We start from the raw sequence: 26103 nt of genomic DNA, 5'->3' as shown, positions 1-26103 counted from the left end.
GTGATGGCAATGACAGCATTTCCACAGTTAATGCTTTTCTGACTGGAGGATCAATTGAAGGCAACGATGGAGAAGATTCACTTTCCCTTGGGCTTTTAGATAGCGTAGCTGTTAACGGCAATGCCGACAATGACGCCATTGACCTTAGAGGGAATATTGTCTCTTCATCTATCGAGGGTGGTCAAGGGGATGACATTATTAGCTCTTTTATTGATGACTCCATTGCCATCATCGATAGCGTCATTTCTGGTGATAAGGGTGATGACGTAATCGGATTAGAAGCCGGTCTCTTTAACTCTTCCGTCATAGGTGGTGATGGCAATGACATCATTTCCACAGAAAATGCTTTTGTGACTGGAGGATCAATTGAAGGTAACAATGGAGAAGATTCACTTTCCCTTGGGCTTTTAGATAGCGTAGCTGTTAACGGCAATGCCGACAATGACGTCATTGACCTTAGAGGGAATATTGAATCTTCATCTATCAGGGGTGGTCAAGGAAATGACACTATTAGCTCTTTTATTGATGACTCCATTACCATCACCGATAGCGTCATTGCTGGTGATAAGGGTGATGACGTTTTCGGATTAGAAGCCGATCTCTTTAACTCTTCCGTCATAGGTGGTGATGGCAATGACAGCATTTCCACAGTTAATGCTTTTCTGACTGGAGGATCAATTGAAGGCAACGATGGGGAAGATACACTTTCCCTTGGGCTTTTAGATGGCGTCGCTGTTAACGGCAATGCCGACAATGACGTCATTGACTTTAGAAGCGATATTGAATCTTCATCTATCAGGGGTGGGCAAGGAAATGACACTATCAGCCCTGCGTTCTTCATAAACATCACCGATAGCGTCATTGCTGGTGATAAGGGTGATGACGCTATCATCTTGGGAGAACTCAACATTGAGACGCCTCTCTACAATTCAACCTTCAATAACGCATCATCAGCTGATGTTGACACCGTCATCGATGGTGGAGCAGGCAACGACGTCATTGCCTTCGATGGAACCCAGGTTGAAGATGCAACAATCTTGGGCGGCGAAGGCGCAGACACATTCCAACTCTGGAATGGTGGTACCGTTGAGCTTACCGACTTTGAAGCTGAAATTGACACATTAATCCTTGGTAATTATTTCATAACAACTGGCACCGGAACTCCAACCTCTGCTCTGACAGGCATCAATTGGTTAATCGGAGCCTCGACATCCGAAGGAGTTGTTAGCTCGGTTACTGCCCGTATCGGGTCTACTACAACAGCAAATCTAGGTCAGCCTGGGTCACCGCTCGTCTCTGGAAATGATTGGATTACTGCAAGACAAGACATCTTCAGGCTTGTATCTGTCAATGGCAACGCGTCAGGCACTGTTAGTGGTAAGGTACTTTTCCTGGATAATCAGGGTCCTGACGCTGGACTTTATGTCTACAGCATTAGTAAAATTGATTACCTCGCCGGCGATAAAGAGGCTATCTTCACTGAGAACGCGACCACGAATTCTCAGACGATCGCATTAGGCAACTTCAATGCTTCAGACATCGTAGTTATCTGATCACTTTAAACTAATGTTTACAACCCGGCTTTGCCGGGTTTTTTATGTCTGCATCAAAAGCCCAGATCAAACAATTAGTCCGGTTACTACATGATGAAGACTACGAAAACATACTCAACAAAATCAATAAGGAGTTCGGCGAAGTAAGTCAACAAGACAAAAAAGTATCACCTGAGATTTTGCTCATTTATTGTATTGCTAAGCGAAAGATATTGCCAACTCTAAGCATTGCGGACTCTAATTTCTTACACCTAAGAAATTTTTCTTATAAATATCAAGAGCTAGTCACTTGTGAGCTATCACTACTCGAAATTCTTGGCGGAGACCCATCAAAAGCATTGGAATTTTTAAAAGACACGCCAGAAGATGAAAAGAATGGTACTTATTACAGTCGCTATGGCACGGCGAATCTATTAATTGGCAACTATTCAGAAGCCTTAGAAGCATACCAACAAGCCATAAGTCTTGAACCAGAAAGAGCCGATCACTACAACAATCAAGGAGGTGCACTAGTCAGACTTCTGAAATTTGAGGACGCACTAGTAGCTTACGAACAGTGTTTAAACCTTCAACCAGATCACCCACAAGCCAACCAGTCAAAAATTCAGGTTTCAGCACAATTAAACAAAGGAGATGAGATCATTTCAGAGCTACAAACAAAAGCAGAAAATGAACCAGATAATATTCAATATCAACTATCGTTGTTCAATACATATGTGCGTTTTAACATGGACTCAGCAGCGATTACATTTCTGCGTTCAAAACTTGATGATTTCACAGAAATCATCAAGATAAAGCAGTCAGATCTTCCTCAAAGCAAAACACACGTAGCACAAGTCAACTATCGTCTAAACTTAATAGAGTTATTAAGGAGTCGCAAGTTAAATATAAAAGCGCTTGCGTTAACCAACCAAATCCTCGCGTTCATTACAGAACCTGGAGATTCACTGATTCTTTTAAAGGTAGGTATTCTCACTGAGCTTGGCTTCTGCGAAGAAGCAAGAACACTTCTACAAACTATAGAGACGTCCAGCCAGATCAACAGAAACGTGATAGCAGAAGTGAATATATATCTAGCCGAGGGTAAAGAAACACAAGCCCTAGAGTGCTTGTCAGCGATTGATAATGATGATGCCACTACCTTAGCACTAAAATCACGGATACACTTACTACTAGGCGACATTGAGGCCTCACAAGACTATTTACTTAAGCTTTCTAGCGCTAATATTTTCGCACTTGCATCACTTATTAATGCTGGCAACCATGATCCGTCAGAAAAGATCATTGAAAGGCTAAATCTAGCTTTGGGAAATCCATTGTTACCAGTAACTCTTCAAAGTTCCATTAATTTTGCATTATCAAAATGCTATGACAAGCAAAAAAACAGCAAGGAAAGTTTTCGCTACCTCAAAAGAGGAAATGAACTTATGGCAGAAAGTATTAAATACAAACCAAAAAGCTTCACGATTAAAGTAAATTATACAATTAATAATTATAAGACTGGAATATTCCTGCAACATAAGAAACTGCCAAAAAGCAAACCAAAGCCAATCTTTATCGTTGGCATGCCCAGATCCGGTACAACATTAACGGAGACGATCATAGGAGCCCATGCTGATGTGCTTCCATGTGGAGAGCTGGATACATTGACCAGAATCACCTCGCAAATCAAACAAAACTATCCGAATCTAGAGAAATTTTATCCGTTTTGCCTAGGTGAAATATCGCGTGATCAGCTGATATCGATGGCTAACGCCTATATTAACAACTTGCCAGACAATCCAAATCATCTAAATTTTATAACAGACAAAATGCCGCATAATTTTATGAATGTGGGACTTATTCATTTGCTATTTCCAGAGTCTCCAATCATTCATGTCATGCGAGATCCACGTGATACTGGTTTATCTAACTACCAACAGAATTTTGAAGCAAAGTATGGTGGTTTAGGTTACAGCTGCGACTTAGAACACATCGGCAAACAAATCAATGACTACCATAGAATGATGCAACATTGGAGGACCCTTGAGATTCCCATGTTTGAATTTTGGTATGAAGATCTTGTTGAGAATCAAGAGTTAATGACAAGAAAGTTATTAAACTATTGTGGATTAGCTTGGGATCCAGCCACACTTTCATTTCACGAATTAGAACGCTCCGTGCGAACAGCTTCAATAACCCAGGTTCGAAAAAAGATGTACAAGACTTCATCAAGCAAATGGAAGCGCTTTGAAGAAGAACTAGCGCCAATGATTAATGTTTTTAACATGGATTCTGTCGCTTTTTACTCAAAGGATCAAAGATTAGCTTATGATTAAAAATGCGAATTTTAATTCAACAGCCTAAGAGCTTATTAGCGCTGCTCAATCAACCCTTTTAACCTATTGATGCTTGTTTCCAATAATAGATCAAGAAAACAGATAATGCGATAACTATTGGGAAAACATGCAGCAATGAAGCCTAATATGTCGCCTATGTAACCACTTATTTTCTGCAAAGTGTGCACACTCAGCCATGAAAATTCTTTTTGTACATCAAAATTTTCCTAGTCAATACGTCAACATTGTGAATGCTTTAGTGGCACAAGGGAATCATCAGCTCGTAGCTTTAACGATCAATAAACCAAAAAGTCAACTTTCAGATAGAGTTTCTGTGGTGCAATACAAGCTGCATCGTGGCAATAGCAAAGAGATTGATCCACTGATGATGGATTTTGAAAGTAAGTTAATACGAGCCCAAGCGTGCGCAGAAGCAGCCCATCAATTAAAGGGAAAAGGGTTTCAACCAGACCTGATTTGTGCTCATCCTGGATGGGGGGAAGCTCTGTTTCTGCGGGATGTATGGCAAAACACACCTTTGCTTTGTTATCAAGAATTTTTTTACAATATTGATCACAGTGATTGTGACTTTGACCCCGAATTTAAGACAGACTCTAGTTGGAAGGAGAGGGCAAAGATTAGAACGAAAAATGCAAATACTTTGTTAGCACTTGAGGCCAGTAGCTGGAATGTCACCCCCACTCAATTTCAGCGCAGTACATTTCCAACATGTTGGCAACCAAAAATTAGCGTGATTCATGATGGAATCGATACAAATCTTGCAAAACCCAATTTCAATGCTTTACCACTCCAATTAAGTGACGGAACTCAATTACGAAATGGAGATCCAATCGTAACCTTCGTCAATCGAAGTTTTGAACCCTATCGAGGATGTCATACATTTACACGGTCAATCCCATTATTGCAAAAACTTGTTCCCAATGTTCAAATCATCATAGTGGGCTCACTTCAAGGAGTGAGCTACGGAGCAAAATGCCCTAACGGAGAATGGGAAGACATGCTTTTCGCTGAAATTAATGGGCAATACAATCCAAAAAACGTTCATTTTACAGGTGTACTTAGCCATCAAGCTCTTCTACATTTACTGCAACTATCCGCTGCTCACGTGTATCTGAGTTACCCATTTATCCTGAGCTGGAGCTTACTTGAGGCGATGAGCTGCGGTTGTGCTGTTGTGGGTTCAAAAACACCACCCATTGAGGAAGTCATTGAACATGAGCAACATGGTCTTCTTGTGGATTTCTTCTCACCAGACCAGCTGGCAGATGCTACAGCTGAACTACTCCAAAATCGTGACTTAGCTGCTGAGCTCGGACGCAATGCACGTACTGAAATCGAGCGTCACTTTAGTCTTCAACGCTGCTTGCCGCTCCAACTCTCCTTAATTGATCTCGCTGCTGGGGGCGCTCTGCCTTGATGATGCAGCAGAAACCACCAATTCATTAAGCAAATCTCTCCACGAGCTTAAACACGACTTCAGCTCCCATTCCGGCAATAGTAAACTCTGACGTTGGGTCTGCCGACGCGCCTTAGCTCCAACCAACCATTCTGCCGCTGACTGAGCGAGAGCATCCTGATCATCCAGATCAACCCAAAGCGCTTGGTGCTCCTTCAAAACATAAGTTGTAGCTGGATCGCGATTCACCATTAAATGAGCCCCACTCGCAGCCGCCTGGAATAGACCCCAACTTGTAACATAAGGGCGCGTGAAATACACATGTAAGTCACTACGGCACAGCAGCAACTGATAATCGCGATAAACGAGAGAGCCGGTAAAGTGAACACGATCCAAGCCAGGAAAATCTTCTAATTCAGCAAGCATATATTTCTTCCAGGAACCATCGCAATCAGGGGCCTTAAAGCTATAGGCAGCACGATCAATACCCGCGATCACAACCTGCAAGCCTGGAAAGCGCTCAAGCAAGAGAGGGAGCATACGCATAAATTCTGGAAACCCTCTCAGAGGCTCCATTCCCCGCGTGGCATAGCTGAGAACAATTGCATCTTGCGGAATACAAAGTGGCTCCTCCAGAGCATCTCCTGCCAACAATAAATCAGATGTAATCATGCGTGGTTGAAACAGATTTGTGTCAACACCATCAAAGACCACATCTATTTTTGAACGATACGCAGCTGGAAATTGTTCCCACTGCCATTGGGTTGGTGTCACGCACCTATCACATATCTCCAATTCCTGAAGAACAACACCATTGCGCATCGACACCAATAACCTTCGATCAAAAGAGTAGTCATCAAACAGCCAACGACTCTGCTGATCATGAAACCACCATTCCGTATAACCGACCACCAAGGTATGAGGTACAAGTTGACGTAAAAACAATCCAAAACCATTACCAACATGAAAAAAGATCAGGTTTGGAGTAAATCCTTCTTTAATCAGTCTTGCAATTTCTCGTGTGACAGCCTGGCCTCTTAAGACCGAGTGCTCAGTACTCGTTAAATATTGATGGGTCTGGGGTGACGGCTGGCGATGACAATCGAAACGACGTACTTCCACCCCTTTAATGGGCCACACCTCTGGATTCTTTTTTTGGGTCAGATAAATGACTTGATGACCTGAGTTTGCTAATGACTGGGCAATATGCACAAATTGAGCAGGATAATTTCCATGAACAAAAAGAATGTTCATTCACCCAACAGCAAATATCTCCACAATTTTAGCCTGCTTCAACCAAAGTTACCTACCGAAAACATGCCGCCTTCATTCATGAATCAAGCCTGCGTTACATCCTGGGCACATACTAGGAAACAGAGAAAGCAGCAAAAACTCGTGGCAAGTATTAACATTGTCAAAAGAAAAGAATAGACACCATTAAGTGGATGATCACAATGATCAAGAAATTTTCACCAATCAATCATGGAAACAAAGGACTAAAACTCAAGCCAAAATCATCTAAATTAGGAATGGAAGGTTAGGGCGCTCATGATTCAAACGCCGTACGGCGTACCAAACTCCAATCGCATTAATGAGGAGTAAAGCAAGTCCTACTCCCCACTGCACTTCTCCAGTCATCAACGTATGGCGAATCGGACTGAGTACTCGGTAGAAGGGATTGAAATTTGCGATCCAAACACTAGGGCCCAAGTTTTCCTTGCGGTACAGAATCGGTGACAGCAAAAACACCAATTGCATGGCGATTGGGACCAATTGATAGAGATCACGAAACCGTGCACCTACGAGGCAAATCAGCAACGGAAACCAAAATAAAAATAAAAACAGGTTAAAAATTGGCAACCAACCACTCACCACTAAATGCAAAAGCAGCGTGTGCTGGAAATAGCTCAAAGCAATCACCACCATCAGAAACGACTGCACAAAGGTCTGTAACTGAAAGGCCCATTCTTCTAACGGATAAAAGATCGGGTTTATGTTGGTGTTATGCACATGCGACTGGTTATGTTCAAACAAATTTGGCGCATCAATCACAGCCGCACTAATGCTGTTCCAGATCACAAGACCTAGCCCCAATAGCACTACATACTGGCTGAAATCTTCCACCTTAAAAACATATCGGTACACCGATGCCAACACGGCAATCGAAAACAAATTCGAGAGACCAAGCCAAAAGCTACCCAGCAGGGTGCGCACGAATCGGGCTTGGGTGCGTGCTGTGGCTGTAAACCACCAAACGCGCCGTAACTTCCAGGCATCACGCAGGGTGCGTTTCACACTGGCGGGCCGAGCCCCGGATGAAAGTGGTGGCACGGAGGACGACATCATGGGCGGTGATAAAACTTGAGCGCTTGATCGAGAGGGCCATCAAAAGCAATCGATCCTTCCTGAAACACCAAACCGCGCGTACAAAAGCGCTTCAGCAATTCATCGGAATGGGAGGCCAGCAGCAACGTTCCAGTCGTGGCCAGAAACTCATGCAGTCGCGCCTGGGCGCGCTCATAAAAGCTGCTGTCTCCAGCACCAAAGCCCTCATCCATCGCCAAACAATCGTGGCTGCAGGCTGTTAGCAAGGCAAACAACAAGCGCGCCTCCATGCCTTGGCTATAGGTCTTAATCGGTAAGCGCACAAAATCGCCCAAACCGGAAAATTCCACCACGTCATCGCAAAAAGCAGAAAAACCGCGCAGGTTGCCATTCACCATGAGGTAGTGGGCTTTCACCGCCTGCAAACCACTGAGCTCAGGACTGGTAATGAAGCTTTTATGAATCATGGGGAACACGCGAACCTTTGACTCAAACAGCCCTGACGTGTGCTGATAAATCCCGGAAATCATCCGCAAAAAAGTGGATTTACCGGCCCCGTTATGGCCGATCAGAGCAATGCGCTCTCCTTCTCGAATCGAGCAGGACACATCCTGCAGAGCCGTGACCACAGCCCCACCACGCCTGCGACTCAACTTTCCGCCCGTCACCGAGCGGATCAAGACCGACTTAAGACTCCTGGTTTCATTGGTGAACACAGGAATTTCTAGGCGCACATGTTCCATGTGCAACACCACGGGCCTCTGCTCAGGTGCCGTGAGAGGAGTGAGTGGCGAATCGGACTGGGACATCGGCAGCAGATTACCTTCCAGAAACCTTGCGCTCAGCGGAATGGGGCAAGAGCTCATGCAACCGATGCATCCAAATCTGGCGTGCAAACAGCTGCTGGTATCGCTCCCGGGATTGCGTACCCAGCTGGCTGAGCAGGGCCCGATCGCTAGCAAGCCTTTCCAGCACTGCAGGAAGGGCTTCTGGGGTTTGCTTCCAAACCAGCGCTGGCAGCTGCGCCACCCAGCCCATCCCGGAGCGATGCCGCTGAAACGCCAACGCAGGAATCCCCGCCGCCATCGCCTCTAGCTGCACAATCCCAAACGCCTCGTTGCAACGGTCTGAGGGCAGCACCAGCAGATCCGCCAGCGCCAGTTGCGCCAATTTGCTGGCTTCATCCACACGACCGTAAAACCGCACCGGAGCTTGGGGCCCAAACAAGCTGAGGCTCAGCGCTTCAAAAGCCTGCCGCCTGGGGCCATCACCCAGCACAGCCAACTGCCAAGGGGCCTTTAAAGCCGCAAGGGACCGCAACAACCAATCCAGGCGCTTGTAGCTGTCCAAACGGCCAATAAAAATCAGGCGCAAGGGATCTCCCTGCTGCATGCGACGGGCCGGAATCGCCAAGGCCTGGCACTCCTGCTCCTCGCTGAGGCAGCAGGGCAACACCTGCACCTGCTGCTGCCTGCAGCCACAACGCACCAGCTCCTGCGCCAACACTGGAGACGTGGTGACCACAGCGGAAAACCACGGGAGCAGCCGCAGCACCAGCGACTGGTACACAACAAACATCCGCCCCTCCAAGCCAGGCCCCGGTTCAAGAAAGGAGTGCCAATGCGCACTGACCCAACGGCGCGGATGCACCACTCGCGCAAGCAGGAGGGCCAGCAAAACCCCTGGAGACGGCAGGTGTCCATGCAGGGGACGCCTGGACCAGACCATGGACCAGAGCCCTCGAGAGGGCAAAGGAATGACCATGCGCCCCATGGAAAAACTGCAGGGCAACACCCTGCGCCCGTAGCCCACCGGCAGGGCGTCATGCTCATGTTTGGAACGCGCCTGCACATCAAAGCTGTAGACCGTTCCACCCCAGATGGAAGCCAATTCGTGCACAACGCGCTCCACTCCGCCGTAGCCGGGAGGCCATTCGCGCAGGAGTTGGTCGGCGGTGTCAATCAAGGGCTAGTAGGCAACGCAATTCAGGGTTGGGGCGTCTGAAGTGTGCTCGACATAGGCCTTGCTGACATCTTGCGGAATGCGCCATCAGAGTGGCAAAAAGCAGCTGATGGCCTGATCTATGCACTTACTACTCCAACGGCGCCGTCGCTGAAGGCATCATCATCCACCAACTCCCAGACCGCTTCCATTTGCTTGAGACCACTGTTAGGTGCCTCATCAATCCAACCTGCTTCGTGGCATGCTCACCACCACAGCAGACCACTCACCGACATCGCGCCCCAGTTGAGGTGGTCAGAACTCAAAAACAGCAGCGTCTTAAACAAGTGAACTTCCAAGAGCAGAATTCCTTTCTCTACTTCAACCAGTTCACGAAGCTCGGCAAAGGAAAAGGATTGTCCAGAGCCACAGGAGGATGCTCAAACCAAAGGGAAGGAAGAGGCAAGCAACCTTGTGCTGAGGGCCACCAGCGCTCCAGATCGATCAGGAGACGCTCCTGAATCTCCACGATCTGATCCCACTCGAAATAGCCCGCAGGATTGTGTTGATCAGCAGCAATCACCTCACCGGGAAGGGCTAAGCCCAAGTGCTGAAGCACACCTCCAAGCAATGAGGTTCCGCTGCGATACATCCCCAGCACAAGAACGAGAGGGGAAGACGCCATATTCCACAGAAACCCAAGCGACCAAAATCGTACGCCTAATCATCCCGAAAGCCAGTTCTAGATTTATCAACCTCAACGGATTTGAGGACTTTCAAATTGACCGCGGCCTGCACTGATCAAACAAAAGCCCATCATTGACTAGCTTTAAATGAGCCGAGCATTTGAATATTTACGCCTACATATACAGCCAAAGCATTATCACGAATCGCTTAGCTATTTGAAAACGAGGAATGCCTAATGACGACCAAGCCTCAACCCTGACCAATCCTCTCTCCGCCGTAACCAGCCCGCTCCCGAACGCTATGGCACCAATCAAGGTGATCGACATACCAACGCACCGTTGCCTCCAAGCCCTCAGCAAACCCATGGCGCGGCTGCCAGCCCAACTCACCGCTGATACGGGAGGGGTCAATGGCGTAGCGGCGGTCATGGCCGGGCCGATCGGCCACCGAGGTGATCAAGCGAGCATGGGGTGCCCCGGCAGGCCGCAACTGATCGAGAAGCGCGCAAATGGCCTCCACCACTTGTTTGTTCGTGCGCTCGCCATGGCCGCCCACGCAATAGCTCTCGCCAGGCACGCCCTCGGTAGCCGCCAGCAACAGGGCATCCACATGGTCCTCCACAAACAACCAATCGCGCACATTGGCGCCGTCCCCATAGAGAGGGATCGGCTCTCCCCCCAGCGCCTTAAGGATCACCACCGGGATCAGCTTTTCAGGAAATTGCCAAGGCCCAAAGTTGTTGCTGCAATTGGTCAGCACCACCGGCAAGCCGTAGGTGTGATGCCAGGCCATCACCAAATGGTCGCTGGCAGCCTTGGTCGCCGAGTAAGGGCTGCGCGGGTCGTAGGGGGTGGTTTCTGAGAACCGACCCGTAGCCCCCAGAGAGCCAAACACCTCATCGGTGCTGATGTGATGGAAGCGAAAGCCCTGCTGCCGCTCCTGAGGAAGAGCGGACCAATGGGCTCGCGCCGCCTCTAGCAACGAAAACGTACCGATTACGTTACTGGAAAGGAACGCAGCCGGGCCGTCAATCGATCGGTCCACATGGCTTTCAGCCGCCAAATGCATCACCAGGCCAGGATCTGCCTCCCGAAACGCAGCCGCTGTGGCTTCCCCATCGGCCAGATCCACGCGCATGAAGCGATAGCGATCCCTGGCATCCGAGCCCAAACCCTGAAGGGTGGCCTCGATGCCACTGCAATCGCTGGCGTAACCCACTTTGTCGAGGTTGAACACCACAGCCTTGCTCTCGGAAAGCAACCGGCGCACCACCGCCCCGCCAATAAAACCAGCACCACCGGTGACCAAAACCCGTTGCATACTCATCGCCCTCCCGCCTTGAGAACCGTTTTGATCGTTCGGAACAAAATCATCAAATCCAACCAAGTGCTGAAGTGCCGTAAGTAATAAAGGTCATAAGAGAGCTTGAGATCGGAATCTTCGATACTGCTGGCATAGGGAGCGCAGACCTGAGCCCAGCCACTTAACCCTGGCCGCATCCAATGCCGTTTGCGGTAGTGGGGGATGTGTTGTTCCAGCTCCTCCTCAAGCTCGGGGCGCTCAGGCCTTGGGCCGATCAAGCTCATCTCACCGTTGAGCACATTGAGCAACTGAGGCAACTCATCCAAACGCACCCGGCGCAACCACCCCCCCACCCGAGTAATGCGGCGATCACCAAGCTGCGTCCAGGTAGCAGGGGACCCAGGCGACTGCACGGCCATGGTGCGCAGCTTCAGCACCGTGAAGGGACGGCCAAGCCAGCCACTGCGCTCTTGAACGTAAAAAATCGGTCCACGGTCGTCCCACCAGATCAGCAACGCCGCCAACGCGATCAGCGGCGAGGTGAGCAGCAGCAGCAACGCTGCCACCAAAAAATCGGCCGCCCGTTTGAGCTGGGCCTGAATGCTGAACGTGACAGCCCAAGGAAGATCGTCGTAGTTCAAGCCCTGCTCCGCAAGCAGGGCCGGCGGCAAGCGTTCCTGCATGGCTTCAAATAAACGCTCCGGTGACACCACCCGGATCCAGCGCGGATCAGCCGTTTCCAGGTGTTGGAACACGGAGCGCAGGGCCGGATCACGGTGAATCTTGGGCGAGAGGGTTAAGACCATGGCCACGTCCAAGCGGCTGAGTTCAGCCTCCAGCTGTTGGGGCTGAATCGGGCGCAACCGTTCCCTCTGGGGCACCCGCCGCCAGGCCTGAAGCACCCGATCCCGTTCCTCGTCGCCCGCCAGCAACAGCAACCGCGGGGTATCGGGCAACAGCATCCCTTGACGCAAACCAAGGCGAACCAGAAGAGACCAGCCGCTGAGCGAGACAAGCCAAACCACCTGCACGCGGCGATACACCAACCACACCTCTTCTCCGGGATTGATCAACCAGCGCGCGATCGCCACAGCCGCCAGGGTGGCCGCGGCCGTTAACAACAAACGCTGAATCAAGACCAGCATCGGCAAGCGACGCCAATGCAGCACGGTGTAGCTGCCGAACAACCAGCCCAACAGGGGATAGAGCAGAACGCAAAAAAGGATCCAGGGGTACTGACCCGCCAGCTGCGTGCCACCAATCGACCAATCCAAGGCCGGAGGAATCCAAACAATCAGCGCGAGGATCAGAAGCTGCCCCAGCCAATCGAGCAGCAAGGCCCAAACCAACGTAGTGCGTGGATCAGGCCCCAACATTGCTGATCACCTCTTGCAATGCCGCCCGCCAATGTTGGGGAGTGAGGCCAAGTTGCACGCGGCTGCTGCTGCAATCCAACAGGGAGTAGGCCGGTCGACGGGCAGGCGTGGGGTAGTCCTTGGTGCTGAGGGGACGGACCGGCGCAGGCTGCTCCAGCAAGCCCTCGGCCTGGGCCAGCTCACCAATCGCCACCGCGAAGTCGTACCAGCTCGCGGCACCCGCATCGCTCCAATGCAGCACACCACTCAAATCACGCTCGATCAAAGCCCCACAGGCAGCCGCCAAACCGAGGGTGGAGGTGGGGCAACCCACCTGATCCGCCACCACCGCCAACGACTCCCCCTGGCTGGCCTGCTCGCGATGGAGGCGCAGCATCGTGAGCAGGAAGTTTTTGCCAACGGCGCCGTACACCCAGCTGGTGCGCAGGATCGCGCCATGCCCATCAGCACCGAAACCGAGCAGCTCTTCAACAGCCTGCTCACCTAAGGCCTTCGATGCTCCATACACCCCCAGGGGCGCACGGGCCTGCTCCGGTTGATAGGGATGGCCCTGATCACCGCTAAACACAAAGTCAGTGCTGACCTGCAGCAAGCGGCCACCAGTCCTCGACAAAGCCTCAGCGAAGGCGCGCGGAGCTGCCCCATTCACGCGATGGGCCAGTTCAGAGTCGGTTTCGGCGCGATCCACAGCGGTATAAGCCCCAGCATTGAGCACCCAGTCGGGCCTGTGCTCCATCACGGCCGCCCGGCAGGCTTCCCCATCACCAAGATCGAGAGCAATCATTCCCTCCCCCCCCTGGCGACTGGTGGCGATCAGCTCAAGCGGCGCGTCCTTGATGACCTGAGGGAGGGAACGCCGCAGCACCTGCCCCAGCTGGCCAGTGGAGCCGGTCAACAACACTTTCATCCTGACCTCCTCATCGCAAGCTCACCCAAACACCTCACCAGACGACGCAAGCTCTGCCAAACCGGGCGCTGCCGCATCCTTCTCTGCCAGCAAGGGCGTTTTTACACCGATCTGATCCAGTGGCCAGGCCACGTTGAGGCTGAGATCAGCCCAAGACAAGCTCCGTTCGCACGCACGATTCCAAAACCCACTGGCCTTGTATTGCACCTCAGCCCTGTCGCTGAGGGTGAGAAACCCATGGGCAAACCCCACTGGCACCCACAGTTGCTGCTGATTGGCAGCACTCAGCTCAGCAGAGACCCACTGGCCATAGGTCGGAGAGTGAGCGCGCAGATCAACCGCTACATCAAAAATGGCCCCAAGACTGCAACGCACGAGCTTGCCCTGGGGCTCGGGCGGAAGCTGGTAATGCAAACCACGCAAAACCCCTTTGCAAGAGCTGGAGTGATTGTCCTGACGGAAACGGATGGCATCCGCTTCCTCAAAAGGCGTGCCTGCATCCACTAGCGCATCGCGAAAGCGCTGCTCGTTCCAGCTCTCAAAGAAGAAGCCCCGATCATCACCAAACACCTGGGGCGTGATCAGCAACGGCCCATCGAGCTCCTTGCCGTTGAGCCCCGTTAACCGATCAACCCGCATGCTGCTCCTGACCCATCCTTTGCTCCAAATTGCGCTGCAACACAACGTGTTCTCCTGTGGCCTCCTGCAGCATTTGCAGCAAATAGGCGCCATAGCCACTCTTCATGAGCGGTTGTGCCAAGCGTTCGAGCTGGGCCGCATCAATCCAGCCCTGCCGCCAGGCCACCTCCTCCGGACATCCCACTTTCAAGCCCTGGCGCTGCTCGAGGGTACGGATGTAAGAGCCTGCTTCCTGCAAGGAATCAAACGTTCCTGTATCAAGCCAAGCCATCCCGCGACCCATCAACTCCACATTGAGAAGTCCATCCTCGAGGTACATCTGATTCAGGCTGGTGATCTCCAGCTCCCCGCGCGCTGAAGGTTGAACCAACCGGGCCCGATCCACCACGGAAGCGTCATAGAAATAGAGCCCGGTCACGGCATAACGACTGCGCGGTTGTTTCGGCTTTTCTTCAATGCGCAAGGCACAACCGTTGGCATCAAACTCCACCACGCCATAGCGCTCTGGATCACTAACGGGGTAAGCAAACACGGTGCCTCCGCTGGCCTGGACGGCGGCGGACTGCAGCTGGGGGATCAATTCATGGCCATGGAAGAGGTTGTCCCCCAGCACCAGGGCCGCAGGGGCGCCTGCCAAAAATTCAGCCCCGATCAAAAACGCCTGGGCCAGGCCATCCGGACTGGCCTGAATGGCATAGCGAATCGTCATTCCCCAGGCGGAACCATCCCCCAACAACCGCTCAAACGCAGCTTGATCATGGGGGGTGGTGATGATCAGCACCTCACGGATTCCGCTCAGCATCAAGGTGCTCAGCGGATAGTGAATCATCGGCTTGTCATACACCGGGAGCAACTGTTTGCTGACCGCCGAGGTCAGGGGGGCCAGTCTTGTGCCGCTGCCTCCCGCAAGAATGATTCCCTTGCGCGGCATGGATCTGATCGTGACCACTGCTGTTATTCCAACACGGGGCTGCAGCGAACCCCAAGGCGGATGATGGGGGGCAATCTGCAGTGCTATGGCCCGGATCCAGTTGGTGGAACATGCTCCCGGTGCCCCAGGCCTGCGCTGGTTTGGACTCGGCCCTGGTCTCAAGCCAAGCCGCGGCCTGCTCAAACTGCGGCGCCTGCTGCACAAGCATGCGTTCTGGGCCGAACAGCGCAGCACAGCTGATCTCAAACGGATGCTCGCGGGCAGCACCGTTGCGGTGAGCCTCTGGCGCGGCAAGCGAATGGTGGGGTTCGGTCGGGCCACCAGCGATGGAATCCATCGGGCCGTGCTTTGGGATGTGGTCGTTGCCGGAGACCTTCAAGGCCGCGGTCTCGGCAGGAGGGTGGTGGAGGCCCTGCTCAGCGCTAAAGCGATTCAAAACGTCGAACGGGTGTATTTGATGACCACCAACAGTTCCGGGTTTTACCAACAACTGGGGTTTGAACCTGCCAGCCCTCAGCAATTGCTGATTCGAAAGCAATAAGCCCGACCAATCAACTCTTTGCCTAAAAAACAAATAGCAAGAGCGAAATCAAGACAAACAATTTTATTAGCAACCGCCCAATCTTCGAAAAGAGATTAAACGTCGCGCCAATTCGTCACTCGACTGCATGCTTCGATCAAGAAGCCTCTCAATCATTAAGCCAAGCAACTCTCCTAAGAATGGAGAACACTTCAAACCTCAAGGTTCATACGCTTTTGAAAGTCTTGACGCCACTCCTGCCAGGTCTGGGAACCTGGTGTTTGCTTCGCTAGGCGCTCCGTCTGCTCACGGATCAGCGCTTCCGACTGACCGAGATCGAGATCTGTTGTGGCATGGGGAGGAACATACCAATCAGTTCGCACAAACAGCTCAATCGTGTTGCCTTCAGGGTCAGGGACATACAACGACCAACTCCCGCCATGGTTCATGGCCTGCATGCCGGCGACGCCGTAGTCCGTGAGCGCTTGAAAGGCGTCGATGAGCTTGGGCAGAGTCTCAATTTCGAACGAGATCTGGTTGATCGTTGAGGCACTGGTTTCAGCACGACCCGGAGCGAGCACAACTTGATGGTGCTCCAGCAAGGAACGGGAAAGGAACAGCATTTCCTGATCACCATTCCCCAGGCGATCCGTGACGTAAAACCCAAGAACATCGCAATAAAAGCGCTCCATCACAGGCAGGCTTTTCACATACAACCCGAGGTGAGAGAACGAAGGCTGCAGTGGTAGGGCTGAATTCACGGAAGGCCAAGTCAGACAGCTCCCGTCAAGGTAGCCGCGCCCTTTAGGCACCTTCTAAGCACAGATTCATCAGCCATCCCCTGCTCATGCAGCGAAGGGATTCAAGAAGCAATCAAGCGGATGAAGAGATTCGAACTCTCGACCCTCTCCTTGGCAAGGAGATGCTCTACCACTGAGCTACATCCGCAAAGCCGTCTGAACGCTGGGTTCATTACGACCTGGGCAGCATGCAACACAAAGGGGCCGTTGGTCAATGCCCTGGCAATGCCTGCATCAATGAAGCCATCTCCAAAGCCTCCAATCCATAGCTCCAGCCAAGATTGCTCTTGATCCCCGCACGCTCCAGGGCCTGCTGCATCGTGTCGGTGGTGAGAACCCCAAAGATCACAGGTACGCCGGTGTCACGCGCCACAGCCGCAATCCCCTTGCTGGCCTCCGCGACCACCACATCAAAGTGGGGGGTGTCACCGCGAATCACGGCGCCGAGCGTGATCACCACCTGGTAGCGGGCACTACGGGCCAGATTTTGGGCCACCAGAGGCAGTTCAAACGATCCAGGCACCCAGGCCACGTCCAACTGACTGCTCTCAGCCGTCGTATCAACGCCATGACGGGAAAGGCAATCCAAGCAACCACTGAGAAGCTTTGCCGTCACCAAATCGTTGAAACGGGCCACCACAACGGCGATACGAACCTGGCCTAAATCAGTGAAACGTCCTTCAAACGTGGCCATGAAAAGGAAGGAGCAAGTGTGTCCATGCTCCCATCAAGACGTGACCCGCTCCGAAGTGGTCTTCAGACCACGAAATAGCTCACGCCCCAGTTGAGCAGCACCAGGGCCACCCAGGCGATCCCACCCAGCAATATCAAGCGATTGGAACGTCCGCTGTCCTCATTCGAGGCATACAGCACAGGAACGGCCACGATGAGGGCAAACGACATCACCACCAGGGCCAGCACGGTGAGGGTGTTGAGGATCTGCATGGAGTTTGGTCGACGCCGGGTCGGTGCCAAAGATTCTCACATGCACCAGGAACCCTGGCCCACCTTGGAATCAACCTTCACAGCTTGTGGTGATCTACAGGCCACATCTTTTGGGGCTGTGAGTCTTACGATCCGCTGATCGCTACGCCACCCGTGCCCCAACCGGACTTGGCCCTGCAGGGCAACCTTTTTGGGGATGCGGAACCGGCCAGATCGGCGCCCATCAAGGGGCAGGACAAGCAACATGCGTCCGATCAGCTCGATGATCTCGAGCTCACGCAAGACGCCAAGGAGCGCCCCCGTCAACGCCAACTTCAAAGTCAACTGCAGCGCCAAGATCAACAACAGCATTCCGAGCCCTCAGCGAACAGCCAAAGCGAGGCCGCACACTCCGACGACGATCTGCCGCCCTGGTCGCACCACAGCCAGGTCACCCCGGAGCAACTCACCCCGATGCTCCGCCACTACGTGGAACTCAAAGCCGCCCATCCCGAGCGGGTGTTGCTCTATCGGCTCGGCGATTTCTTTGAGTGCTTTTTTGAAGATGCCATCCAGCTCTCGCGCCTGCTCGAGCTCACCCTCACAGGAAAGGAGGCAGGGAAACAAATCGGTCGCGTGCCCATGGCTGGCATTCCCCATCACGCCGCCGAGAGGTACTGCTCAGAACTGATTCGCCGCGGCCTCAGCGTGGCGCTGTGCGACCAACTGGAAGCGGGCCCTGCCAGTGGGTCTGCCAAAGGAACCTTGCTGCGCCGTGACATCACCAGGGTGCTGACCCCAGGCACCGTTCTGGAGGAAGGCCTGCTCAGCGCTCGCCGCAACAACTGGCTGGCGGCAGTGGTGGTTGAGCCTGCGCAAGGCCGGCAGCCCTTTCGCTGGGGGCTGGCCTGCGCCGATGTGAGCACGGGCGAGTTCTTAGTCCGCGAACAGGACAACAGCGCTGCGCTGCATCAAGAACTGGCGCGGCTCGACCCAGCGGAACTGATCCACCACAGCCAAGACAGTTCTGCACCCAGCTGGTGTCCAGAACGCGTGCAACGCTGCACACTCGGCAACACACCCTTCAGCCAACCGGAAGCAGAAGCGCTGCTCTTGGAACGGTTCCGGTTGCAAACCCTCGACGGTTTAGGGCTGCAAAACGTTCCCCTCGCCATGCGCGCCGCCGGCGGACTGCTCGCCTATTTGGGCGAGACCTGCCCCTTAGATGAGGACGGCATCACACCTCCACCCTTAGAGCGACCGATCACCTGCTTCCCGGGAGACGCGCTGGTGCTGGATGCCCAAACCCGTCGCAACCTCGAACTCACCGCCACCCAGCGAGACAACCAATTCCAGGGCTCGCTGCTCTGGGCGATCGATCGCACCCTCACCGCCATGGGCGCGCGTTGCCTGCGCCGCTGGATTGAGGCCCCACTGATGGACCCCTCCAGCATTCAGACCCGTCAGGCAAGCGTGAGCCAATTGGTGGGCATGCGGCCGTTAAGGCAAGCCTTGCGACGCTTGTTGCGGCCCATGGGTGACCTGGAACGACTGGCCGGACGCGCCGGTGCAGGCCATGCCGGTGCCCGAGACCTCGTGGCGATCGCCGACGGCTTAGAGCGCCTCCCCCAGCTCGCGAACCTGATCACCAGTCAGCTCGACGGCGGCCCCGCTTGGCTCTCAGACGTGCTGGAACCGGATCCAGCCCTTGCGGCGCTCGGAGCGAGCATCCGCCATCAACTGATCGAGAGCCCCCCCTGAGTCTCAGCGAGGGAGGACTGATCCACGACGGGGTCGATCCCCTCTTAGATGGCTTGCGCAATCAGCTCGATGACCAGGAGAGCTGGCTCGCGGAACAGGAGCAACTCGAACGTCAGCGCAGCAACAACAGCAACCTCAAACTGCAATATCACCGCACCTTTGGCTACTTCCTATCGGTGAGTCGGGCCCGCTCAGGCGCCGTGCCAGACCACTGGATCCGCCGCCAAACCCTGGCGAATGAGGAACGCTTCATCACCCCCGACCTCAAAGCAAGGGAGGGGCAGATCTTTCAGATGCGTGCCCGTGCCGCCCAACGCGAATACGAACTGTTCTGTGAATTGCGAGGGCAAATCGGCGATCACGCAGAAGCAATCCGCCGGTCCGCACGGGCGATCGCAGGCCTGGATGCGCTCACCAGCCTGGCGGAGGTCGCTGCCACGGGAGGCTGGTGTGCTCCTGAGATCACAGCGGATCGCAGCCTGGTGATCGAACAGGGCCGTCATCCGGTGGTCGAACAATTGCTGGTGGAAGACGCCTTCACCCCGAACGACAGCGACTTAGGAACAGGCATTGATTTAGTGGTCCTCACCGGACCCAATGCCAGCGGCAAGAGCTGCTACTTGCGCCAGATCGGCCTGATCCAGCTGTTGGCCCAGATCGGCAGTTGGGTCCCGGCCCAGGCGGCACGGATCGGAATCGCCGATCGCATCTTCACGCGCGTTGGCGCTGTGGATGACCTCGCCGCTGGCCAGTCCACCTTCATGGTGGAGATGGCGGAAACCGCCAACATCCTGCATCACGCCAGCGAGCGCTCGCTCGTCCTTCTCGACGAAATCGGTCGGGGGACCGCCACCTTTGATGGACTCTCGATCGCCTGGGCCGTCAGCGAACATCTGGCCGGCGATCTCCAGGCCCGCACGGTGTTTGCCACCCACTATCACGAGCTGAATGCCCTGGCCGGGGAACGCACCAACGTGGCCAACTGCCAGGTGCTGGTGGAAGAAACCGGCAGCGATCTGGTGTTCCTGCATCGCGTCGCGGCTGGTGGCGCCAGCCGCAGCTACGGCATCGAAGCTGCCCGCTTAGCCGGAGTACCAGCCTCCGTGGTGCAGCGTGCACGCCAGGTGTTGGATCAACTCGCCACCTGACGCAGCAACGCATTCACGGCTGCGGCCACCAGGCCTGCCCCGCCCCGGGTGCCGTCCAAGCGGATCTGCTCCAGGGAGGTCTGCGCCAAGCGGCGCTTGCTCTCCGGAACACCCACAAACCCCACCGGCATTCCAATCACCAGGCTGGGAGCGGCTGCTCCCGCGTCCAGTTGATCCAGGAGTTGCTCCAAGGCCGTTGGAGCACTGCCAATGAGCACCAGCGGCAAGGGCTGACCTGCCACCTCAGCGGCCTGAATCAGCTCCGGCCAAGCGCGGGCCATCGCCGCCGCCGAGCGGGTGGATCCCTGCGGTGACTGAGACGGGGCCCAATCGAGCAGGCAGCGCACCTGATTGCCCGCGGTCCGTGCCGCCATCGGCCTCACCGCCGCAGCCGCCATCGCCGTGTCCGTGAGGATCACGGCACCTCGCTGCAGAGCCTGCCGTCCTGCCTCGCAGGCACCGGGGCTGAACTGCAGGAGGGCCGCCAGGGAGGGATCCCCACTGCTGTGCACCAGCCGTTCCAGCACGTCTTGCGGCAGGGGGTCCAGTCCGGTCTCTCCCAGCAGGGCCCGAATACGGCGAATGCTTTCAGTAAAGATTGGATGATCGCGGTTCAGAGAAATCCAGACGCAACTCCGGCATCATCGACCCAACGCCGCCCTCGAGCTCCCCGCCTCTCCATGCCAATCCATCTGCTCTGGGGTGACGACAGTGCGGCCCGCGACCGTGCCGTTACAGCCCTGATCGAGGAGGCGATTGACCCCACCTGGAGCAGCATCAACCTCAGCCGCCTCGATGGCAGCGAAGCCGGCCAAGCGCAACAGGCCCTTGAAGAAGCCCGAACTCCCCCCTTTGGCGCAGGCATGCGCGTGGTGTTGCTGCAACGCTCACCCTTCTGCAATGCCTGTCCAAGCGAACTGGCCGATCGCTTTGAAGCGGCCCTCGAGCTGATCCCAGACAGCACCCAGCTGGTGCTCACCAACCCAGCCAAGCCAGACGGACGGTTACGCACCACGAAGGCTCTGCAGAAACGGATCAAGCAGGGGCTCGCCAGCGAACAAACATTTCAACTCCCAGCGATCTGGGATGGGGCCGGCCAACGCCAACTGGTGGAGCGCACAGCCGCGGATCTCAACGTGAGCATGGAAGCGGCGGCCGTGTCCGCCCTCGTTGATGCCATCGGCAATGACAGCGCACGCCTCAGCATGGAGATTCAAAAACTGGCGCTCCACGCCGAAAGCCATGGGCATGAGCGCATCAGCGCTGAAGCCGTGCAGAGCCTGATTGAAGGCCAAGCCACCAATGCCTTAGCCGTAGGCGATGCCTTACTGGAAGGCGATGCCGGCGGTGCCATCGGGCTCCTGGACGCCCTGATCGATGCGGGTGAACCCGCCCTGCGCATCGTTGCCACCCTCACCGGACAAATTCGTGGCTGGCTTTGGGTGTTGCTGCTGGAACAACAGGGAGAGCGTGATGTAGCCGTGATTGCCAAAGCCGCCGGCATCGGCAATCCAAAGCGGATCTACGTGATGCGCAAGCAATTGCAAGGCCGCAGCTCGCAGCGCTGCCTGAGCTTGCTGGGTCGCTTGCTGAACGTGGAAGCAGCCCTCAAACGCGGCGCACAACCTGGTGATGCTTTTCGCGATGGCCTCCTCGGCTGAGCCCAACTCAGATGAGCTGAAATAATCAAAGTCCAATTGGACGGCGTTGATGGCCCTGCTGGTGCAGAAGTTCGGCGGCACGTCCGTCGGCAGCGTGGAACGCCTGCAGGCCGTCGCCCGGCGCATCGCCGACTGCAAAGAAGAGGGCAATGATCTGGTGATTGTGGTGTCGGCCATGGGCCACACCACCGACGAGCTCACCGCCAAGGCCAAAGCGATCAGTGCCGCCCCCCCGCAGCGGGAGATGGACATGTTGCTCTCCACCGGCGAACAGGTCTCGATCGCCCTGCTCTCGATGGCCCTCCATGAATTGGGCGTGCCAGCGGTTTCGATGACTGGAGCCCAAGTGGGGATCGTGACCGAATCCGCCCATGGCCGGGCCCGCATCCTCGATGTGCGCACCGACCGGCTGCGCGACCGGCTTGCCGAAGGGCAAGTGGTGGTCGTTGCTGGCTTCCAAGGCACCAGCCTCAGCCGGGGCGGCACCGCCGAAATCACCACCCTCGGGAGAGGAGGATCCGACACCTCAGCTGTTGCCTTAGCGGCAGCCCTGGGTGCCGATGCCTGCGAGATCTTCACCGATGTACCAGGGGTGCTGACCACCGATCCGCGCAAGGTGGCCAATGCCCAACTGATGCCGCAAGTGAGCTGCGATGAAATGCTCGAACTCGCCAGCCTGGGGGCGGCGGTGCTCCACCCCCGTGCCGTGGAGATCGCCCGCAACTACGGCGTGAAGATGGTGGTGCGCTCCAGCTGGAGTGATGCACCAGGCACCACGCTCACCAGTCGCAATGCCCGACCAATCGGCCGCGAAGGGTTGGAACTGGGTCGTCCTGTGGACGGCGTGGAGCTCCTCGAAGATCAAGCCGTGCTGGCCCTTTCCCACGTTCCTGATCAGCCAGGGGTGGCTGCCCGCCTGTTCGAAAGCCTGTCTGCAGGCGGAGTGAACGTGGATCTGATCATTCAGGCCACCCATGAGGGCAGCAGCAACGACATCACCTTCACCGTGGCGGACGCCGATCTCGACCAGGCCCGCAGCATCTGCACCACGCTGGTGGACAGCCTAGGCGGCAACCTCAGCTCTAACGGAGGCATGAGCAAGCTGAGCATCAGGGGCGCTGGAATCATGGGCCGCCCTGGCATTGCCGCTGGCTTATTCGACACGCTCTCGAGGGAGGGCATCAACCTGCGTTTGATCGCCACCAGCGAGGTAAAGGTGAGCTGCGTAGTGGATGCCTCGATGGGAAGCAAAGCCTTGCAAGCTGCGCAACAGGCCTTTGAACTCAGCACCGAGCAGCAACACATCAACCCTCCTGTCAGCGGGGAAGGAGAACCCGAGGTGAGGGGCGTCGCCCTGGATCGCGATCAGGCGCAACTGAGCGTGCGCCACGTGCCGGACCGACCAGGAATGGCAGGATCCCTCTGTTCAGCGCTCGCGGATGCCGGCATCAGCCTTGATGCGATCGTCCAATCCGAACGGCAGCACAGCGATGGCAGCCGTGACATCAGCTTCATCGTGAAACGGGAAGACCGGGCAGCCTCTGATCAAGCGCTCGCACCGCTCCTGGCCCAATGGCCCGGTGCCGTTCTCGAAGATGGTCCTGCTATAGCCCGCGTCAGCGCGATTGGTGCTGGGATGCCTGCCACCGCAGGAACGGCAGGACGCATGTTCCGCTTCCTTGCCGAAGCGGGCGTGAACATTGAATTGATCGCCACCAGCGAAATCCGTACCAGTTGCGTGGTTGCCGAAGCCGATGGCATCAAAGCCCTCGAAGCCGTGCATGCCGGCTTCCAACTCGGCGGAACTGAATGCCATCAAGCGCAGGGCACAGAGTCTCCGCTTGAAGCCTGATCATCTGCTGCTCCCCACCAACTTCTGGCGCAACTTCTTGATCCGATCCCGCAGGTTAGCCGCTTCCTCGAAGTCGAGCTTCTTGGCTGACTCCTTCATCTTCAGCTCGAGTTGATCGATCAGCTCAGGCAGAGCATCGAGAGCCAAGCCATCGCTGTCTTCCTCTAAGGCTTGAACCGCCTTTCCAGCCACCTTGACTAAGTCCGCATCAGGGCCATCAGCTTTGAGCTTGCGTGACAACTCCAGAAAACTGAGAATGGAATTGCTGGCTTTCTTGCCTGCAGCGGTGGGGGTAATCCCGTGCTTTTCGTTGTAAGTGTGCTGAATGGTGCGGCGGCGCTCGGTTTCTTCAATCGCCTTGGCCATGGAGTCGGTCATGTTCTCGGCGTAAAGCAAGGCTTTGCCTTCCACATGCCGTGCTGCACGGCCGATCGTCTGAATCAGGGAGCGCTGAGCCCGCAGGAAACCTTCCTTATCCGCATCAAGAATCGCCACCAGTGACACTTCGGGGAGATCCAATCCTTCCCGGAGCAAGTTCACGCCAACGAGCACGTCGTATTCACCGAGGCGTAGATCCTGAATGATCTCGATCCGTTCAATCGAGTGAATCTCGGAGTGCAAATAGCGCACGCGAACTTTATTTTCAGCCAAGTAATCCGTCAGGTCTTCCGCCATCCGCTTGGTGAGCGTGGTCACCAGCACCCGCTGCTTCTTAGACGCACGCTCACGAATCTCACCGAGCAAGTCATCCACTTGTCCAGTCGTAGGCCGCACCTCCACGATCGGGTCCAGCACACCCGTAGGGCGGATCACCTGTTCAGCAACTTGGCCATCACTGACCTCCATCTCCCAGTTTCCCGGGGTGGCACTCACGAATACGGTCTGCTTGGCTTTGCCCCAAAACTCCTCCGATTTCAGGGGCCGATTGTCCGCCGCACTCGGCAAACGGAAGCCGTGGTCAATCAGCACCTTTTTGCGGGCCTGGTCGCCGTTGTACATGGCAAGAAGTTGGGAGCAAGTCACGTGGCTTTCATCCACGATCAACAACCAATCGTCTGGGAAGTAATCAATCAGGCATTCGGGTGCGGATCCAGGCTCACGACCAGCCAAATGACGGGCATAGTTCTCCACTCCATTGCAGTACCCGATTTGTTGCAACATCTCCAGGTCGTAGGTGGCGCGTTGTTCTAGGCGTTGAGCCTCGAGCAACTTGCCTTCTCCATTGAGAAACTCCAGCCGCTCTTTGAGCTCACCACGAATCGCCTTCACAGCATCATTCAGACGCTCTTTTGGTGTCACAAAGTGTTTAGCCGGATAAATGCTAATGGCCTCCAAGCTTTGAAGAATTTCACCGGTGGTGGGGTCCACATAGCGAATCGCCTCTACCTCATCACCAAACAATTCAATCCGCACCAAGCGGTCGTCATAGGCCGGTCCGATTTCAAGCACATCTCCTTTCACGCGAAAACGTCCACGGCCAGCTTCCGTGTCGTTGCGGCTGTACTGGTTGTTCACTAAATCGCGCAGCGATCCCCTCAGATCTAGGTTTTCTCCCACCTTGAACGGCACCGCCGCCTTGAGATATTCGCTTGGAATTCCTAGCCCGTAAATACAACTAATCGAAGCCACCACAATCACGTCGCGACGTTCAAATAGAGACCGCGTCGCAGAGTGACGCAGCATGTCGATTTCTTCGTTAATCGATGCTGTTTTAGCGATATAAGTATCACTCACCGGAACATAGGCTTCCGGTTGGTAGTAGTCATAATAGGAGATAAAATATTCCACAGCATTGTGCGGAAAGAACTCCCGGAGCTCATTGCAAAGCTGGGCCGCCAACGTTTTGTTGTGGGCCAACACCAAGGCCGGACGTCCGGTTTGGGCGATCACGTTGGCCATCGTGAACGTCTTGCCCGTACCTGTCGCACCCAAAAGCGTTTGATAGCGCTCGCCACCATTGACACCCTCCACCAATTTGGCGATCGCCGTGGGTTGATCTCCCTTGGGGGTGTAGGGCGCCGATAGCTCGTAGGCGGGCATG

The 26103-nt window shown here is 54.8% G+C and carries 20 protein-coding genes, 1 tRNA gene and 2 pseudogenes; 7 read left to right on the top strand and 16 right to left on the bottom strand.

All coding sequences use genetic code 11. The annotated features are described in order from the left end of the window. From SYN8016DRAFT_RS15420 to SYN8016DRAFT_RS13855, 3 genes and pseudogenes are all read left to right on the top strand, one after another. Positions 1-1553: pseudogene (locus SYN8016DRAFT_RS15420) on the top strand (hypothetical protein); the annotation flags it as partial. A gap of 44 nt (positions 1554-1597) precedes the next feature. After that, positions 1598-3871 carry a tetratricopeptide repeat-containing sulfotransferase family protein gene (locus tag SYN8016DRAFT_RS14290; protein ID WP_006855048.1) on the top strand — a complete coding sequence of 758 codons (2274 nt, stop codon included), beginning with the start codon at positions 1598-1600 and terminating at the stop codon, positions 3869-3871. Positions 3872-4067: 196 nt separating this feature from the next. Next, positions 4068-5309, top strand: coding sequence for a glycosyltransferase (locus tag SYN8016DRAFT_RS13855; RefSeq protein WP_006855047.1), 1242 nt, complete (start codon positions 4068-4070; stop codon positions 5307-5309). Here the strand turns inward: SYN8016DRAFT_RS13855 and SYN8016DRAFT_RS13850 are convergent. From SYN8016DRAFT_RS13850 to rfbA, 10 genes are all read right to left on the bottom strand, one after another. After that, positions 5274-6542 carry a hypothetical protein gene (locus SYN8016DRAFT_RS13850; protein WP_006855046.1) on the bottom strand — a complete coding sequence of 423 codons (1269 nt, stop codon included), beginning with the start codon at positions 6540-6542 and terminating at the stop codon, positions 5274-5276. The genes SYN8016DRAFT_RS13855 and SYN8016DRAFT_RS13850 overlap by 36 nt on opposite strands. A 264-nt stretch (positions 6543-6806) precedes the next feature. Beyond that, a complete protein-coding gene (locus SYN8016DRAFT_RS13845) occupies positions 6807-7631 on the bottom strand; it encodes an ABC transporter permease (protein ID WP_141561528.1) in 825 nt (274 codons plus the stop codon). Continuing rightward, complete coding sequence (locus SYN8016DRAFT_RS13840) at positions 7631-8422, bottom strand: ABC transporter ATP-binding protein (protein ID WP_006855044.1); 792 nt, start codon at positions 8420-8422, stop codon at positions 7631-7633. Before SYN8016DRAFT_RS13840 ends, SYN8016DRAFT_RS13845 begins: the two co-directional genes overlap by 1 nt. Positions 8423-8432: 10 nt before the next feature. Beyond that, positions 8433-9578, bottom strand: a complete 1146-nt coding sequence (locus SYN8016DRAFT_RS13835) for a glycosyltransferase family 4 protein (RefSeq protein ID WP_006855043.1) — start codon at positions 9576-9578, stop codon at positions 8433-8435. Positions 9579-9930: 352 nt separating this feature from the next. Further along, entirely contained in the window at positions 9931-10239 is a 309-nt protein-coding gene (locus tag SYN8016DRAFT_RS13830) for a sulfotransferase family protein (protein ID WP_006855042.1), read from the bottom strand. Positions 10240-10490: 251 nt separating this feature from the next. Then, on the bottom strand, positions 10491-11567 hold the full coding sequence (gene rfbB / locus SYN8016DRAFT_RS13825) for a dTDP-glucose 4,6-dehydratase (RefSeq protein WP_006855041.1): 1077 nt from the start codon (positions 11565-11567) through the stop codon (positions 10491-10493). Continuing rightward, positions 11564-12919 (bottom strand): sugar transferase, encoded by a 1356-nt coding sequence (locus SYN8016DRAFT_RS13820; protein ID WP_006855040.1) that lies wholly within the window; start codon positions 12917-12919, stop codon positions 11564-11566. The genes rfbB and SYN8016DRAFT_RS13820 overlap by 4 nt, the downstream gene beginning before the upstream one ends. Next, positions 12906-13826, bottom strand: a complete 921-nt coding sequence (gene rfbD / locus SYN8016DRAFT_RS13815; RefSeq protein ID WP_006855039.1) for a dTDP-4-dehydrorhamnose reductase — start codon at positions 13824-13826, stop codon at positions 12906-12908. The genes SYN8016DRAFT_RS13820 and rfbD overlap by 14 nt, the downstream gene beginning before the upstream one ends. 21 nt (positions 13827-13847) lie before the next feature. After that, positions 13848-14465 carry a dTDP-4-dehydrorhamnose 3,5-epimerase gene (gene rfbC / locus SYN8016DRAFT_RS13810; protein ID WP_006855038.1) on the bottom strand — a complete coding sequence of 206 codons (618 nt, stop codon included), beginning with the start codon at positions 14463-14465 and terminating at the stop codon, positions 13848-13850. Continuing rightward, positions 14455-15396, bottom strand: coding sequence for a glucose-1-phosphate thymidylyltransferase RfbA (gene rfbA, locus SYN8016DRAFT_RS13805; RefSeq protein WP_006855037.1), 942 nt, complete (start codon positions 15394-15396; stop codon positions 14455-14457). The genes rfbC and rfbA overlap by 11 nt, the downstream gene beginning before the upstream one ends. Positions 15397-15481: 85 nt before the next feature. On the opposite strand from rfbA, the gene SYN8016DRAFT_RS13800 reads away from it, so the two are divergent. Continuing rightward, entirely contained in the window at positions 15482-15937 is a 456-nt protein-coding gene (locus SYN8016DRAFT_RS13800) for a GNAT family N-acetyltransferase (RefSeq protein ID WP_006855036.1), read from the top strand. A 191-nt stretch (positions 15938-16128) separates the two neighbouring features. Here SYN8016DRAFT_RS13800 and SYN8016DRAFT_RS13795 read toward each other — a convergent pair whose 3' ends face one another. From SYN8016DRAFT_RS13795 to psbZ, 4 genes are all read right to left on the bottom strand, one after another. Continuing rightward, a complete protein-coding gene (locus SYN8016DRAFT_RS13795) occupies positions 16129-16677 on the bottom strand; it encodes a VOC family protein (RefSeq protein WP_006855035.1) in 549 nt (182 codons plus the stop codon). A 115-nt stretch (positions 16678-16792) separates the two neighbouring features. Next, positions 16793-16864, bottom strand: a tRNA-Gly gene (locus SYN8016DRAFT_RS13790). A gap of 63 nt (positions 16865-16927) precedes the next feature. Then, positions 16928-17410, bottom strand: coding sequence for a 6,7-dimethyl-8-ribityllumazine synthase (gene ribH / locus SYN8016DRAFT_RS13785; protein ID WP_006855034.1), 483 nt, complete (start codon positions 17408-17410; stop codon positions 16928-16930). Positions 17411-17472: 62 nt separating this feature from the next. Continuing rightward, complete coding sequence (gene psbZ / locus SYN8016DRAFT_RS13780) at positions 17473-17661, bottom strand: photosystem II reaction center protein PsbZ (protein WP_006855033.1); 189 nt, start codon at positions 17659-17661, stop codon at positions 17473-17475. A 168-nt stretch (positions 17662-17829) separates the two neighbouring features. Between psbZ and mutS the strand changes: the two are divergent. Then, positions 17830-20549, top strand: a pseudogene (mutS, locus tag SYN8016DRAFT_RS13775) (DNA mismatch repair protein MutS). Here the strand turns inward: mutS and SYN8016DRAFT_RS13770 are convergent. Next, complete coding sequence (locus tag SYN8016DRAFT_RS13770) at positions 20534-21133, bottom strand: precorrin-8X methylmutase (RefSeq protein ID WP_050802762.1); 600 nt, start codon at positions 21131-21133, stop codon at positions 20534-20536. The pseudogene mutS and the gene SYN8016DRAFT_RS13770 sit on opposite strands and share 16 nt — an antisense overlap. A gap of 96 nt (positions 21134-21229) precedes the next feature. Between SYN8016DRAFT_RS13770 and holA the strand changes: the two genes are divergently transcribed. Both holA and SYN8016DRAFT_RS13760 read left to right on the top strand, forming a co-directional pair. After that, positions 21230-22210 carry a DNA polymerase III subunit delta gene (gene holA, locus SYN8016DRAFT_RS13765; protein WP_006855029.1) on the top strand — a complete coding sequence of 327 codons (981 nt, stop codon included), beginning with the start codon at positions 21230-21232 and terminating at the stop codon, positions 22208-22210. Positions 22211-22259: 49 nt separating this feature from the next. Next, complete coding sequence (locus SYN8016DRAFT_RS13760) at positions 22260-24062, top strand: aspartate kinase (protein WP_006855028.1); 1803 nt, start codon at positions 22260-22262, stop codon at positions 24060-24062. Here SYN8016DRAFT_RS13760 and uvrB read toward each other — a convergent pair whose 3' ends face one another. Further along, a complete protein-coding gene (uvrB, locus tag SYN8016DRAFT_RS13755) occupies positions 24063-26102 on the bottom strand; it encodes an excinuclease ABC subunit UvrB (protein WP_006855027.1) in 2040 nt (679 codons plus the stop codon). Between the last annotated feature and the right edge of the window lies 1 nt (position 26103).

The sequence above is a fragment of the Synechococcus sp. WH 8016 genome (assembly GCF_000230675.1).
In the GTDB taxonomy this organism is placed as follows: Bacteria; Cyanobacteriota; Cyanobacteriia; order PCC-6307; family Cyanobiaceae; genus Synechococcus_C.
The sequence above is the reverse complement of the archived record's forward strand: the minus strand, read 5'-3'. Positions and strand labels throughout refer to the sequence as shown.